Consider the following 13,484-nt stretch of genomic DNA (forward strand, 5'->3'; position numbering starts at 1 on the left):
CTTGGAACACATCTTGCGTTTACTGTTGGGTCTTTAATTAATTACAACATTGAATCGCACGATATCAGTGCAAATCAGATAAAGCGAAGGAGAATGCTTTAATGAGTGAAACGGTGACTCAAGTTCATAGTGCAGTACAAACCCTTACCCAAAGTTCAGATACTTTATTCCTACTACTTGGCGCAATCATGGTCTTCCTGATGCATGCAGGCTTTGCTTTTCTCGAAGTCGGTACCGTGCGAAAGAAAAACCAAGTCAACGCGCTGGTTAAAATCCTTTCCGACTTTGGTGTCTCCGCCATCGCTTATTTCTTTATCGGTTACTGGGTTGCTTACGGTGCACACTTTTTTGCCGATGCTGAAACGCTCTCACAAGGTAATGGTTACGAACTGGTTAAGTTCTTCTTCCTAATGACCTTCGCAGCCGCAATTCCTGCGATTGTTTCTGGTGGTATCGCAGAGCGTGCACGTTTCTATCCAATTTTGATCGCAACGTTATTTACCGTTGGTTTCATCTACCCATTTTTCGAAGGCATCATTTGGAACGGTAACTTTGGTTTCCAAGATTGGCTAGAAGGCCTGTTTGGCTATGGTTTCCATGACTTCGCAGGCTCGGTAGTGGTTCACGGTGTCGGCGGTTGGATTGCATTGGTTGCGGTTTACTTCTTAGGGATGCGTAAAGGTCGCATCCGCGCGGGTAAGCACACTAACTTCGCACCATCGAACATTCCATTTTTAGCACTAGGTTCTTGGATCTTATGTGTGGGTTGGTTTGGCTTTAACGTGATGTCTGCACAAGCAATCAACGGCATCAGCGGCCTAGTGGCGATGAACTCACTGATGGCAATGGTTGGCGGTATTCTTGCGGCGCTTGTTGCTGGTAAGAATGACCCGGGCTTTATCCATAATGGTCCTTTGGCTGGCTTAGTAGCAATTTGTGCAGGTTCAGACTTAATGCACCCATTAGGCGCTTTGGTGACAGGCGGTGTGGCAGGCGCGTTGTTCGTTTACTTGTTCACGTACATGCAAAACAAAACACAGATTGATGATGTATTGGGTGTATGGCCTCTGCATGGTGTATGTGGCGTTTGGGGTGGCATTGCAGCGGGTATCTTCGGTTCGCAAACATTCTGGGGCTTAGGCGGTGTGAGCTTTGCTTCTCAAGTGGTTGGTACACTGGCGGGTATTGCTGTTGCTCTGATTGGTGCTTTGATTGTTTACGGCGTGCTCAGCAAGCTAACTGGCCTACGTTTAAGTGAAGAAGATGAGTTCAACGGTGCGGATCTTTCAATCCATAAGATCTCATCTATCAACGAAGACTAACGTCGTTCACTTTGATGGGTTTAGGCTCATCAAGTAGGCATCAGTTAAACAGAACTAAGCGGCTTCGGTCGCTTTTTTTGTTTCAGTGAAAAGCAAAACAGAGAATTTGAGTAACAACAACCACAACTATCAAGCGAGTTATGTCACAAATAGCCAATGAATTCAGTTGCCTAAGACTATGGTCTAATCCCCAAAACTATTGTTGGAATTTGAACAGTGCTAAGCTGTTACAAAGTGACATATCTAAAAGGACGTTATATGCATTTCCCATATCGAAATATCGTAATTCTTACTGGCGCTGGCATCTCTGCAGAGTCGGGGATACAAACATTCCGAGCACAAGACGGGCTATGGGAAAACCACAAAATCGAAGATGTAGCGACGCCTGAAGGGTTCGCAAAAGATCCTGACTTGGTACAAGCCTTCTATAACAAGCGTCGTCACGGCCTGCAAAGTGAGAGCATTCAGCCCAATTCAGCCCACAAGGCGCTAGGAGAGCTCGAAGACAAGCTTGATGGCAAAGTTACCATCATTACTCAAAACATCGACAATTTGCACGAGAGAGGCGGTAGCAACAACATTATTCACATGCATGGTGAACTTTTAAAAGCGCGTTGCAGTGAATCCAATCAAGTTGTAGAGCACAAAGGCGATATTGAAACGGGTGAACTTTGTCATTGCTGCCAAATCCCTGCACAAATGCGTCCACATATTGTTTGGTTTGGCGAAATGCCACTAAGAATGGGCGACATTTATTCCGCACTGGAAGAAGCGGATCTGTTTATCTCTATCGGAACTTCAGGTGTTGTTTATCCAGCGGCAGGCTTTGTTCACGATGCGAAAATGCATGGTGCACATACTATCGAGATAAACCTCGAACCAAGTGCGGTTGAAAGTGAATTTGAAGAGAAGCGCTACGGCAAGGCGAGTATCGAGGTGCCTAAACTGGTTGGCGAGTTATTATGTACAGAGAAAGGTTCTTTAACGGCCTAAGCCTTGTCTTTAATAACACACATCAGTTTCTGAATCTGAAAAAATAAAGCGGCTTACGCCGCTTTATTTACTTAACTTCTTAACTAACAATAACTTAGTTGTTTACTTTAAGTTTTTGGAAGTACTCGTCATAAATAACGCTCGCTTCACCAACTTCATCTTGCCACACACCGTTATCCATCACTGATTGTGGTGGGAAAACGTTCTTGTCTTCAGCAAATTCTTTAGGAAGAAGAGGGTAAGCGGTTTTAACTGGTGTCGGGTAACCGATCTCTAGAGCAATTTTCGCAGCGTTCTCTGGGCGAAGAAGGAAGTCGATCATCTTATGAGCCGCTTCAGTGTTCTTAGCGCCTGCTGGAATTGCTAGGCTGTCCATCCAGAAGATAGCGCCTTTTTCTGGCCAGATAATGTCAATCGTTGCGCCTTCTTGGCGTGCCATGTAAGCAGAACCATTCCAAAGCATACCAAGAGACACTTCACCTGCTAGGTAAGGGTTCGCTGGGAAATCTGAGTTAAATACCAATACGTTTGGCATTAGCTTACGAAGTTCTTCGTAGGCTTCTTTGATTTCTTCAGGGTTAGTCGTGTTTGGAGAGTAGCCCAGTTTAGATAGAGCGATATGGAAAACCTCACGAGAGTCATCCATCATCATCAGTTGACCTTCCCACTGCGTATCCCACAGATCGCCCCAGTTTTTAACTGAAGACTTGTCTAGCATGTCTGAGTTGATACCAATACCCGTCGCACCCCAGATGTATGGGATTGAGTAGTTGTTATTTGGGTCAAATGGCTTATCTAAGTAATTTGGATCCAAATCTGCAAAGTGGCTTAGCTTGGTTTTATCAAGCTCTTGAAGCATGCCTTCTTTACGCATCTTAGAAACGAAGTAAGTAGAAGGAACCACTAAGTCGTAACCCGTACCTTGAGTTTTTAACTTAGCGTACATGCTTTCGTTAGACTCATAAGTTGAGTAGTAGACTTTAATGCCCGTCTCTTCTGTGAAGTCTTCTAGTACTTCATTTGGAATATATTCAGACCAGTTGTAAAAATACAGTTCTTGGTCAGCTGCGAAAGAGGGTGTAGAAAGTAAAGTAGCAGCACACAATGCGCCGGTATACAGTGTTTTTTTCATTACTGTTCCGTTCATTTGTTTGATTTGGAGCTGGGTAGTGAACCCAAGGTAAAGGATTTCGAAAAATCGGGCTATATTATAGCAGCGATATAATAAAATAGGCAGCCTAAGCTGCCTATTCATTGATATTCTTATTTTTAACTTATTGATTATCTACGTTGACCTGTTAAGTAAACTGGTTACTTAGCCACAGTTAGATAATAAGCTAAATTACTGACCTGCTTTAAGTTTCATGAAGTAATCTTCGTACTTCACTGTCTTATCGCCAACCGCAGCTTGCCATTCAACACGATCAAGGTCTTCTTGCGATGGGAATAGCGCAGGGCTGTCTTTGAACTTCTCGTTAGACGCTTTAACGGCCGTTAGGTAGCCTGTGTCACGAGAAATTTGCTCAGCAATTTCAGGGCGAAGTAGGAAATCAATCATCTTATGAGCTGCTTCTACGTTTACCGCACCAGAGCTAATCGCAAAGTTATCAACCCAACCGATACCGCCTTCTTTAGGGAAAACCAGTTTGATTGGTAGACCTTCGTTTTGCGCTGCAGCAGCAGAACCGTTCCACAGCATACCAAGACCCACTTCACCAGACATGTAAGGCGCGCCTGGGTTGTCTGAGTTAAATACTAGAACGTTTGGCATAAGCTTTTGTAGCTCAGCGTACGCTTCGTCGATCTCTTTTTCGTTGGTTGTGTTACCAGAGTAACCTAACTTACGCAGTGCGATGTGGAACACTTCACGAGTGTCGTCCATCATCATCAGTTGACCTTCAAGCTCTGGCTTCCATAGATCAGCCCAGCTTTGGAAATCTTCTGGATCGTACATGTCAGTGTTAACAGCAAGACCTGTGATCGCAACTACGTGTGGAATAGAGTAGTCGTTGCTTGGGTCGTACGGCTTATCTAGATAGTTAGTATCTAGATTCTTGAAGTTGTTCAGCTTAGTTTTGTCGATCTTTTGTAGCATACCTTCGTCACGCATCTTAGATACGAAGTAAGTCGACGGCACAACTAGGTCATAGCCTTTGTTGTGTGTTTTTAGCTTTGCGTACAGGGTTTCGTTCGACTCGTAAGTCGAGTAGATCACCTTGATACCAGTTTCATCAGTGAACTGTTCTAGAATCTCACTGTTGATGTAAGGTCCCCAATTCATGAATACCAATTCTTTGTTATCTTTTGCAAATGATGGTGCAGATAACATTGAAAGCGCACATGCACTACCAGCTAATAGAGTAGCCCATTTTTTCATTGACGTTAGCTCCAAACTAAACGTTGCCCGAAGGCAGTAGATAGAAAAACAGAATGGCAATTTACCATTCTGTTTATGATTAACACTTTTTTTGAACTTGAAGTCTCTTAACTTCTTAATCAAGCCAGTCTCTATATAGAGTAGGAGACTTACTTGATTTTTTCTCTCGCTAATGACTGAGAAATGATCACCAGTATTAACGACACCACTAACATCACTGTTGCTAGGGCGTTTACCTCAGGAGAGATACCCACTTTAACCATTGAGTAAATCTTCAGTGGTAAGATTTCATACGTTGGGCCGGTTACGAAAGAGCTAATGATTACATCGTCCAAAGACAGAGTGAAGCTCAATAACCAACCCGCAGCAACCGCTGGCTTAGCAAGAGGCAGAATGATCTGTTTTAGAATCGTCCATTCACTTGCACCTAAGTCTTTTGCGGCTTCTAGCATCTTCACATCAAAGCCATTCAAGCGACTGTATACCGTTACTACAACAAACGGTAGACAGAAGGTAATGTGAGCAGCAAGTAGGGTAAAGAACCCAAGTTGAACACCCATTACCAAGAATAGCGCAAGAAGCGAAATCGCCATTACGATATCTGGAGACATCATTACGATGAACAGCATGCCATTTACGATGCCTTTACCTTTAAATTGGTAACGGAATAGGGCTACTGCTGTAAGGCTCCCGACAATCGTTGCGGCTGTTGCTGAGAACACCGCTACGTTGATCGAGTGCCACGCAGCCTGCATTAGGCTGTCGTTGTTAATAAGCGCGTCATACCATTTAGTCGTGAAGCCACCCCATTTCATACCAAACTTATTGGCATTAAACGAGTTAGCAATCAATACGATAATAGGTAGGTATAGAAAGGCGTATACCAGCGCCATAAAGCTGAACTTAACTGTGCGCCCCATTAGTCTAGCTCCACTTTCTTATTCAATAGCTTACCTGCTCGGTAGTAGGCATACAGCATCACAGCCATTGCCATGGTCAGTGCGATACTCGTCGCTGCACCAAACGGCCAGTCTCGAGCGTTGAGCACTTGGCTCTTAATCACGTTACCAATCAATAGGTTCTTAGCTCCGCCTAATAGGTCAGAGATGTAGAACATACCTAACGCTGGCAGTAGCACTAACAAACAGCCGCCAATAATGCCCGGCATTGTTAGTGGTAGTACCACTTTCAATAGCGTTTGCAGTTTGTTCGCACCTAAATCTTTAGCCGCTTCTAAATACGTATCGTCCAGTTTTTCAATCGCTGAATACAGCGGCAGAATCATAAACGGAAGTAGGATGTACACTAAACCGATCATTACTGCGGTTTCTGAGTACATGATACGTAGCGGTTTATCAATGATATCTAACGCTAACAAGCTTTTGTTCAAGACACCTTGCGTACCCAGTACAATTTTTAATCCGTATGTACGAATCAAAGAGTTCGTCCAGAATGGTACTATCACTAGGAACAACATGATTGGACGCCACTTCGCCGGCATTTTTGCCACGATGTAAGCGAATGGGTAACCAATAATCAAACAAAGTAGGGTTGCGACAATTGCCATATAGAAAGAGTGCATCAACACTTTAAAATACAGCGGGTCAGCCAAACGCACGTAGTTATCGAGAGTGAAGGTCATCTCGATCAAGTTCGCTTCATCACGAGTTAAGAAGCTAGTACCAATGATCATGATGTTTGGAATCATCACGAACAACACTAACCAAACTGTGATTAAAGCAACAATTGCGTTTTGTAAATTAAACTTCTTGCTCATCTTCTAATACCACTTCCCAGCTCTCAACCCAAGTTACTGCAACTTTTTGGCCCAGTGAGTGATCAACATCAGGGTCATCTTCGTTGAAGAATTCGCTAACCATGACACGCATACCAGATTCAAGTTCTACGACTGAATCTAATGTCATGCCTTTATAGGTTCGCTCGACAATGTGGCCAACAATACCGCGTTGCTCTGACTCTTTAATTTCTTCGATTCGAAGATCTTCAGGTCGAAGCAATACTTGCAGTTTTTGACCCGGTGTTACGTCTTTATCGTGATAGATAATGGACTCTTCACCTTCGATTGTCGCAACAATGCGTTTTTCATCTTGACGAGATTTCGCTGTCGCTTCGAATACGTTAATTTCACCAATGAAACGCGCTACAAATAGGTTCTTAGGCTCTTCGTAGATCTCTCTTGGTGTTCCGTCTTGTTCAATCACGCCATCACGCATAACAATAATACGGTCAGACATAGACAGCGCCTCTTCTTGGTCATGCGTTACAAAAATGAACGTGATACCAAGTTGGCGTTGTAATTGTTTCAGCTCGATTTGCATCTGTTTACGTAGTTTGTAATCCAGAGCAGATAGAGATTCATCCAACAAAAGAACTTTAGGCTTATTAACGACAGCACGAGCGATTGCGATACGTTGCTGTTGACCACCAGATAGCTGGTGTGGCTTTCGTTGTGCCATTTGTTCTAGGCGCACCATTTTCAAAGCATCCATTACACGAGGTTCAATCTCGCTGTTTGGAACTTTCTGCATGCGTAAGCCAAATGCCACATTGTCGAAAACGGTCATATGCGGGAATAGGGCATAGCTTTGGAATACAGTGTTTACATGCCTTTGTTCAGCAGGAACTTGGGTTACGTTTTGTTCAGCTAATAGTATTTGACCACTATCTGCCGTTTCAAAACCCGCAATCATTCTTAGCACGGTTGTTTTACCACAACCTGATGGGCCTAAAATCGTGAGAAACTCACCATGATTTACGTTTAAATCCAGATTGCCGATGACTTCCTTACCATCGAAACTTTTACTGATGCCAGTTAGCTGTACTACTGGCTTTCCTACTGATTTTTTAGCGTTCAACGTCTGTTTTTCTCCACCTTGGTTCTATTTGAGACCTGTTGCTATACACCTTTAAGGCGCGCATCATAATCACCAAAAACGTGAATTCAAAGCATTTTTTACCTTTCGAAGATAAAAAATTTCGCAGGTAAAAGTAAACATCCTTTACCATACTGTTATTTACTGGGTCTACACCCTAACAAGTGTCTAATTATTAACCATTAAGACGCAAAAGCAAGCCTTGTTACAGATTCATATTTTAGTTTGTATCCGACATATGAGTATAATGAAGGTAATTTTTTATCAATAAGTTAGGTGGCTTCGCTTAATCGGCACACCTAGGTATCAATATGAACAACGACATCGAAAAAGATTTTAATTTGGGCGGTAGTATCAACCGTGCACTTTCTGGCGATTATGAGCTCAAAGCAACGGCTGTATTCCAAGAAGCTTGGAAACATACGATAAGTCACTTTCTTTCGTTTTCCCCAGCGATTATTGCTTTGATGTTTGTGCAGCTCGCTATCTTTTATATCGCACTAAAACTACAGCTTGGTGATCCTGCGGTTATCTTGGATGCGGTTATCGACCCAGAGTCGTTCACGCCACAAATCGTTGAATCGATTTTTATTGCGAACTTTAGCTATGAGGTGATCAGCGCGCCGATCTATGCCGGTATTTGTTTAATGGCAATGAGTCACGCTGCTGGTCTACAAACTAAAGTTCGTCACATCGGAAAAGGTTTGCAGTTTACGGTTCCCGTTATTCTAGTGACTTTGTTTAGCCTAATGCTTCAAGGCATCGCAGGGATGATTCTCCCATTCTTGTCTATCTACTTCTCACTTGCGTTCAGCCATTCGATTCTGCTGATTTGTGATAAGAAAGTGCCGCCAATGCAATCGCTACTGCTTTCATTAAGAGCGGTAAACAAGAAGATCTTCGTAGTCGCGTCTATCTACCTAATGGTTATGTTGATGTTCATCGTGGCTGCAATGATGTATGGCATTGGCTTAATCTTTGTTCTTCCATTCTTCTTCCACGTGAAAGGTATCCTTTACCGTGAGATGTTTGGCATCAAGTTAAAACTGATTGCTTCAGATCGTCCAAAGGGCGATGACGATAACAACGACAGCAATAACGACGACAATAACAAAAACCCACAGGTGTTCGATGCATAAAAACACACAGGCAGGCGCAAGCAAATCACTTGCGCTTAAAGTGACTGCACTGGCTCTTGTTGGCTCTATTTCACTGGTTGGTCCTTATATTTACCAAGAAGAAGAACGACGACGTACGACAGAGCAGAGTGCCAATTCAACTGATCAATTTGGCGACTTGACGGCTTCTTCGAGCACACCAAACTTCGCGGCCATCGAAGATGTGAACGAGAAAAAAGAGACGTTCTTTTCGTTTCTACGTCCAAGCATCAATATTGAAAACAAACGTATCACCAAAGAGCGCGCGTTTTTAACTAAGCTCTCTGAGTCTAGTTTAAGCAATATTGATTCTGAAGACGCTTCTTATGCGAAAAGGTTAGGGAAGTTGTATAGCTTACCTGTGCCCAGTGAAGGTTTGGATCAAGCATGGCTAATAGAGATGCTTAACCGCGTCAATGTACTGCCAGAAGCGCTCGTATTGACACAAGCAGCGAATGAGTCTGCGTGGGGAACATCGCGTTTCGCCACCAACGCGAACAACTATTTTGGACACTGGTGTTACACCAAAGGTTGTGGTCTTGTTCCGCTACAACGTAACGAAGGTAGCTCGCATGAAGTCGCAACATTCTCTTCAAGCCAAGAATCAGTACACCGTTATTTCATGAACCTTAATCGCAACCGAGCTTACGCCGATTTAAGAGCGATTCGTGCAAAACTTGCTGCGCAAGGTGACGATCTTTTAACAACCGAAGCAGCGACAGAGCTCACTAATGGCTTATTAAAATATTCTGAGCGAGGTTCAGAGTATGTGACTGATTTACAAGCTATGATCCGTCACAACAAGGTATACTGGAAAAAGTAACTCGATCAGATAGTCATTTGGTGAGCTTAAACGGTAAGTTTGACCAAATAACATCACAAAAAGAGCAGCTCATTGGCTGCTCTTTCTATTTATAAACGCTCAACTTCAACAAGATTATAATAATGAAAAAGACAGCACTCGCTTTATTAGCCTCATTAAGCCTTGGGGTTTCTCTTCCAGCTTCCGCACAAGAATACATGTTCACGTATTCTAAACTTTATACCCAGCTGAAAAATAACACCAAAGAAGGGCACGATGACGTCAAAGTTGCGGTCTTCTTTGTTGATCAACAAGCTCAGCAAACTTGTCACATCAGCAAAGCTTGGATGGAAAAAGAAGAGCACTACGAAGAGCTAAAAGTCTCTCCAGCCAATGAACTGCTTCTACCGGTAGATCAAAATCTGCGTTCAGCAAACCCTCTTATCTTTGTACAAACACAAGAACAAGAGTGTGCGTACTCTTTGGTCGTTATGACACAAGCTCCTTTAGTTGGAACTGTTGAAGTTGCACAGATAGAAAGCCTATTACCACAGATGCAGGCGATGCTTGAAGACGTCAGCGGCATGTTCTCTGGCTGGTTCACGCCAGATATCCAAGGGTTAACGCTGGAGTTCGCTAATAAGCTTGAAGGCAACATCGAGCTTTCGAACGGCAAGCAAATACCAATCAAAAAAGGGCGAGCGAAATTCACCTTAGCGGAGTTGAATGGAACTGACAGCATCACGTTACCAGAACCAACAGTGCGCGTATTGCCGTACATTCCCGCGCAATAATTTTTAGCGGAATCATTCCCCTAAGCTTTCATTACATACTTTAAAGCGGCCTAATCGAATAAGAGCAGGCTGCTTTTCTTTATCTGCGATATAGACCGAGAGCTTGCGAAGCTGCGTTTCTCTACCGCTTAGGGAGCTTATCGCACAATAAAAGCAGAATCTTTCTAATACTCAGCTTGTTTATCCTACCGTTACTATTTCAACATGAAATAAAAATCCGTATAATCCACGCCCTAAAACAGTCCCACTAGCAATCTACAGTCGGTAATACGACGGTGTGAGAGTCGCAATGAACCAAAACGATAATAGAAAAGAAACACTTGAATTCAACAAACTTCAGAAACGTCTGAGAAGAAATGTTGGAAATGCCATCATCGACTACAACATGATCGAAGAGAATGATGTGGTAATGGCATGTATTAGTGGCGGTAAAGATTCATTTGCGATGCTAGATATTTTGCTACGTTTGCGTGAAGCAGCACCAATCAAATTTGATGTTGTTGCGGTAAACCTAGACCAAAAACAACCTGGGTTCCCTGAGCACATTCTTCCTGAGTACTTTGAAACGCTGAACATTCCTTACTACATCGTAGATAAAGACACGTACTCGGTGGTTAAAGAGAAAGTGCCAGAAGGCAAAACAACGTGTGGCCTATGTTCTCGTCTTCGTCGTGGTACTTTGTACTCATTCGCAGAGAAGATTGGCGCAACTAAGATCGCACTTGGTCACCACCTAGACGACATCGTTGAGACCATGTTCCTTAACATGTTCCACGGCGCTCGTCTTAAGGCTATGCCACCTAAGCTTCGTTCAGATGATGGTCGTAACGTTGTTATTCGTCCACTGACTTACTGCCGTGAAACGGACCTAATCAAATACGCTGAGCACAAAGAGTTCCCAATCATTCCTTGTAACCTATGTGGGTCACAAGAGAATCTACAGCGTCAGAACATTAAAGCGATGCTAATTGATTGGGATAAGAAAACGCCTGGTCGAGTTGAGAAGATCTTCAAGTCAATCCAGAATGTAAGCCCAAGCCAACTGGCTGACCGCGAGCTGTTTGACTTCGTGAACCTTCCTCTAGACCGTAGTGAAGACCGCAAAGCATACGAATTCGAAGAAGCTGAAATCTCATCTTCAAACATTGATGAGTCAATGTTCATCGACGTGACGAATGTTTAGCCATTTGAGTGGATAAAGATGATATTAGCCATTCTGTATTTGGAATGGCATTACTCTAGATAAACAAAAACGCCTCAAGCAATGTTTGAGGCGTTTTTTATAAGTTAAACTTTTCGCTGACTTAACCTTTCGAAAGGTTAGGGTCTAATGGGCTCACGTAACCAGATGGCTTAAGAGCCAACACATCACAGTTAATCTTGTCGATAACATGTTCCGCTGTATTGCCAATAAACACGGCAGACAAGCCAGTACGACCCGTTGTCCCTAGGATCACCATCGCTGCGTTATTTTCAGAAGCTACACGAGGAATAACATCTTCAGGTAAGCCTTGCTCAACCACAGTTTGCTCTTCACACATACCGTGCTTCTGGCGCAACGCTTTCATGGCTGTTAAGTGATGGCCACGAACCGCGTCGGTATAAGACGTTGGATCAAACTCTGGTAGTTCAATAGTAATATTTGCAGGGGTTACTGGGTAGGCATTGACCAAGAACGGTTCAGCATCTAAACGACCCGTGATCTCTAGTAACCTATCGACTATTGTATCGTTAAGCTCTAAGTGAGCTTCTGTTTCCGAACCAACATGAACTGAAGCAAAAATCTTCGCGTGATCTGGCCAGAAATCGTTTTTAACTAATAGTACTGGACTAGGGCACTTTCTCAACAGATGCCAATCGGTTGGAGTGAAGATGACAGATTCCAAGGTATCGTGCTTGCGCGTACCTTTGATCAAGATATCATGCTCGCCACTATAAACCTCGGCAATGATCGCTTCGTATGGGCGGTTATGCCAAACCACTTGTACATTAAATTCAATAGAATCATTTAGGTAAGGTTCTGCGACTTTATTCATCCAGATTTCACGCTGGTGAATCACGCCTTTACGCATTGCGTCTCTCTCATCGACAGAGAGCATAGATGTCATTTCATACGAGAAGTCGTATATCGACAAAAAGAAAGTGATGTGGCTTGTTGAGGTGCTTTTCTTGGCAAGTTGGATAGCACGAACTAGAGCAGGTTGCTCATCGTGATTAATGTCTGCGACAACTAAAATTTTGTTATAGATACTCATAACTAAGCCTACTTTTCAGACCGAACATATAAATAATGTAGCGTAGTTATGGAGAGATTAAGAGAAATATAAGAGGTTTTAAGAGAGAAACATGATGTAGCTCATCATTGAACTACATCATTGATATCTAGACTATTCTTTTGAAACGCCAGCAAGTTCCATCAACGCATCGTGATCTTCGATAGTGATGTATTTGCCTTTAACGCTCAAGATGTCTGCTTTTTGGAAACGACCTAAAAGACGACTAATTGTTTCAACAGTCAACCCAAGGTAGTTACCAATATCGCCACGAGTCATCGTTAGACGGAACTCACGCGGGCTGAAACCACGTTGAGAGAAGCGAGTAGAAAGGTTGTAAAGGAATGCAGCAAGACGCTCTTCCGCGTTCTTCTTTGAAAGAAGCAGAATCATTTCTTGGTCACCTTTAATCTCGTTGCTCATCAGGCGCATGATTTGCTGACGCAATTTAGGCATTTTTCCTGATAGGTCATCAAGAATCTCATATGGAATTTCACATACCATAGAAGTTTCTAGCGCTTGTGCGAAACTAGGGTGTAGGTCACCAGTAATCGCATCGAAGCCAACAAGATCGCCCGCTAGGTGGAATGCAGTAATTTGCTCATCACCTTGCTCGGTAATCGTGTAGCTCTTGATCGTTCCAGAGCGAATAGCATATAGAGATTTAAGCTCGTCACCGGCTTTAAATAACTCTTGGCCTTTTTGAATAGGCTTTTTTCTCTCAATGATCTGATCAAGTTGATCGAGTTCAGATTCATTCAAAGTAAACGGAATACAGAGCTGGCTAATACTACAATCCTGGCAATGGATCGCACAGCCACCAGACTGAACACGTTTCGTCACAGGCTTTTCAGAAATCATAACAATCTTTC

General features: G+C 43.1%; 13 protein-coding genes. 6 read left to right on the forward strand and 7 right to left on the reverse strand.

Going from position 1 to position 13,484, the window contains the following annotated elements; genetic code table 11:
* Window positions 1–101 precede the first annotated feature (101 nt).
* The gene (locus tag ACED45_RS09730) at window positions 102–1,322 is read left to right on the forward strand and encodes an ammonium transporter (RefSeq protein WP_371713881.1); all 1,221 of its coding nucleotides are present in this window, start codon (window positions 102–104) and stop codon (window positions 1,320–1,322) included.
* 258 nt (window positions 1,323–1,580) lie between these two features.
* A complete protein-coding gene (cobB, locus tag ACED45_RS09735) occupies window positions 1,581–2,315 on the forward strand; it encodes a Sir2 family NAD+-dependent deacetylase (RefSeq protein ID WP_017063867.1) in 735 nt (244 codons plus the stop codon).
* A gap of 94 nt (window positions 2,316–2,409) precedes the next feature.
* Here cobB and ACED45_RS09740 read toward each other — a convergent pair whose 3' ends face one another.
* The 5 genes from ACED45_RS09740 to potA all read right to left on the reverse strand — a co-directional run bounded on the left by ACED45_RS09740 (window position 2,410) and on the right by potA (window position 7,568).
* Complete coding sequence (locus tag ACED45_RS09740) at window positions 2,410–3,447, reverse strand: extracellular solute-binding protein (protein ID WP_017059627.1); 1,038 nt, start codon at window positions 3,445–3,447, stop codon at window positions 2,410–2,412.
* A 210-nt stretch (window positions 3,448–3,657) separates the two neighbouring features.
* The gene (locus ACED45_RS09745; protein ID WP_017059628.1) at window positions 3,658–4,692 is read right to left on the reverse strand and encodes an extracellular solute-binding protein; all 1,035 of its coding nucleotides are present in this window, start codon (window positions 4,690–4,692) and stop codon (window positions 3,658–3,660) included.
* 149 nt (window positions 4,693–4,841) lie between these two features.
* Window positions 4,842–5,612 (reverse strand): spermidine/putrescine ABC transporter permease PotC, encoded by a 771-nt coding sequence (potC, locus tag ACED45_RS09750; RefSeq protein ID WP_017059629.1) that lies wholly within the window; start codon window positions 5,610–5,612, stop codon window positions 4,842–4,844.
* A complete protein-coding gene (gene potB, locus ACED45_RS09755; protein WP_371713882.1) occupies window positions 5,612–6,469 on the reverse strand; it encodes a spermidine/putrescine ABC transporter permease PotB in 858 nt (285 codons plus the stop codon). The genes potC and potB overlap by 1 nt, the downstream gene beginning before the upstream one ends.
* Window positions 6,453–7,568 carry a spermidine/putrescine ABC transporter ATP-binding protein PotA gene (gene potA, locus ACED45_RS09760; RefSeq protein ID WP_017059631.1) on the reverse strand — a complete coding sequence of 372 codons (1,116 nt, stop codon included), beginning with the start codon at window positions 7,566–7,568 and terminating at the stop codon, window positions 6,453–6,455. Before potA ends, potB begins: the two co-directional genes overlap by 17 nt.
* A gap of 329 nt (window positions 7,569–7,897) precedes the next feature.
* Between potA and ACED45_RS09765 the strand changes: the two genes are divergently transcribed.
* The 4 genes from ACED45_RS09765 to ttcA all read left to right on the forward strand — a co-directional run bounded on the left by ACED45_RS09765 (window position 7,898) and on the right by ttcA (window position 11,522).
* Window positions 7,898–8,725: a hypothetical protein gene (locus tag ACED45_RS09765; protein ID WP_285954913.1), complete on the forward strand. Its 828-nt coding sequence runs from the start codon at window positions 7,898–7,900 to the stop codon at window positions 8,723–8,725.
* Window positions 8,718–9,566, forward strand: a complete 849-nt coding sequence (locus tag ACED45_RS09770; RefSeq protein WP_371713883.1) for a glucosaminidase domain-containing protein — start codon at window positions 8,718–8,720, stop codon at window positions 9,564–9,566. Before ACED45_RS09765 ends, ACED45_RS09770 begins: the two co-directional genes overlap by 8 nt.
* 122 nt (window positions 9,567–9,688) lie before the next feature.
* On the forward strand, window positions 9,689–10,339 hold the full coding sequence (locus ACED45_RS09775) for a DUF2987 domain-containing protein (RefSeq protein WP_371713884.1): 651 nt from the start codon (window positions 9,689–9,691) through the stop codon (window positions 10,337–10,339).
* A gap of 289 nt (window positions 10,340–10,628) precedes the next feature.
* On the forward strand, window positions 10,629–11,522 hold the full coding sequence (gene ttcA / locus ACED45_RS09780; protein ID WP_017059635.1) for a tRNA 2-thiocytidine(32) synthetase TtcA: 894 nt from the start codon (window positions 10,629–10,631) through the stop codon (window positions 11,520–11,522).
* Between the two features lie 121 nt (window positions 11,523–11,643).
* Here the strand turns inward: ttcA and uspE are convergent, their stop codons facing one another.
* Complete coding sequence (gene uspE / locus ACED45_RS09785; protein ID WP_371713885.1) at window positions 11,644–12,594, reverse strand: universal stress protein UspE; 951 nt, start codon at window positions 12,592–12,594, stop codon at window positions 11,644–11,646.
* Between the two features lie 132 nt (window positions 12,595–12,726).
* Window positions 12,727–13,473, reverse strand: a complete 747-nt coding sequence (locus tag ACED45_RS09790; protein ID WP_017632474.1) for an FNR family transcription factor — start codon at window positions 13,471–13,473, stop codon at window positions 12,727–12,729.
* Between the last annotated feature and the right edge of the window lie 11 nt (window positions 13,474–13,484).

Source organism: Vibrio crassostreae (genome assembly GCF_041439375.1).
GTDB lineage: Bacteria > Pseudomonadota > Gammaproteobacteria > Enterobacterales > Vibrionaceae > Vibrio > Vibrio crassostreae_D.

What these genes read in the sequence shown, in the direction of transcription:
- ACED45_RS09730 (WP_371713881.1), top strand. Translation starts at nt 102, where the DNA reads ATGAGTGAAACGGTGACTCAAGTTCATAGTGCAGTACAAACCCTTACC.
- cobB (WP_017063867.1), top strand. Translation starts at nt 1,581, where the DNA reads ATGCATTTCCCATATCGAAATATCGTAATTCTTACTGGCGCTGGCATC.
- ACED45_RS09740 (WP_017059627.1), bottom strand. Translation starts at nt 3,447, where the DNA reads ATGAAAAAAACACTGTATACCGGCGCATTGTGTGCTGCTACTTTACTT.
- ACED45_RS09745 (WP_017059628.1), bottom strand. Translation starts at nt 4,692, where the DNA reads ATGAAAAAATGGGCTACTCTATTAGCTGGTAGTGCATGTGCGCTTTCA.
- potC (WP_017059629.1), bottom strand. Translation starts at nt 5,612, where the DNA reads ATGGGGCGCACAGTTAAGTTCAGCTTTATGGCGCTGGTATACGCCTTT.
- potB (WP_371713882.1), bottom strand. Translation starts at nt 6,469, where the DNA reads ATGAGCAAGAAGTTTAATTTACAAAACGCAATTGTTGCTTTAATCACA.
- ACED45_RS09765 (WP_285954913.1), top strand. Translation starts at nt 7,898, where the DNA reads ATGAACAACGACATCGAAAAAGATTTTAATTTGGGCGGTAGTATCAAC.
- ACED45_RS09770 (WP_371713883.1), top strand. Translation starts at nt 8,718, where the DNA reads ATGCATAAAAACACACAGGCAGGCGCAAGCAAATCACTTGCGCTTAAA.
- ACED45_RS09775 (WP_371713884.1), top strand. Translation starts at nt 9,689, where the DNA reads ATGAAAAAGACAGCACTCGCTTTATTAGCCTCATTAAGCCTTGGGGTT.
- ttcA (WP_017059635.1), top strand. Translation starts at nt 10,629, where the DNA reads ATGAACCAAAACGATAATAGAAAAGAAACACTTGAATTCAACAAACTT.
- uspE (WP_371713885.1), bottom strand. Translation starts at nt 12,594, where the DNA reads ATGAGTATCTATAACAAAATTTTAGTTGTCGCAGACATTAATCACGAT.
- ACED45_RS09790 (WP_017632474.1), bottom strand. Translation starts at nt 13,473, where the DNA reads ATGATTTCTGAAAAGCCTGTGACGAAACGTGTTCAGTCTGGTGGCTGT.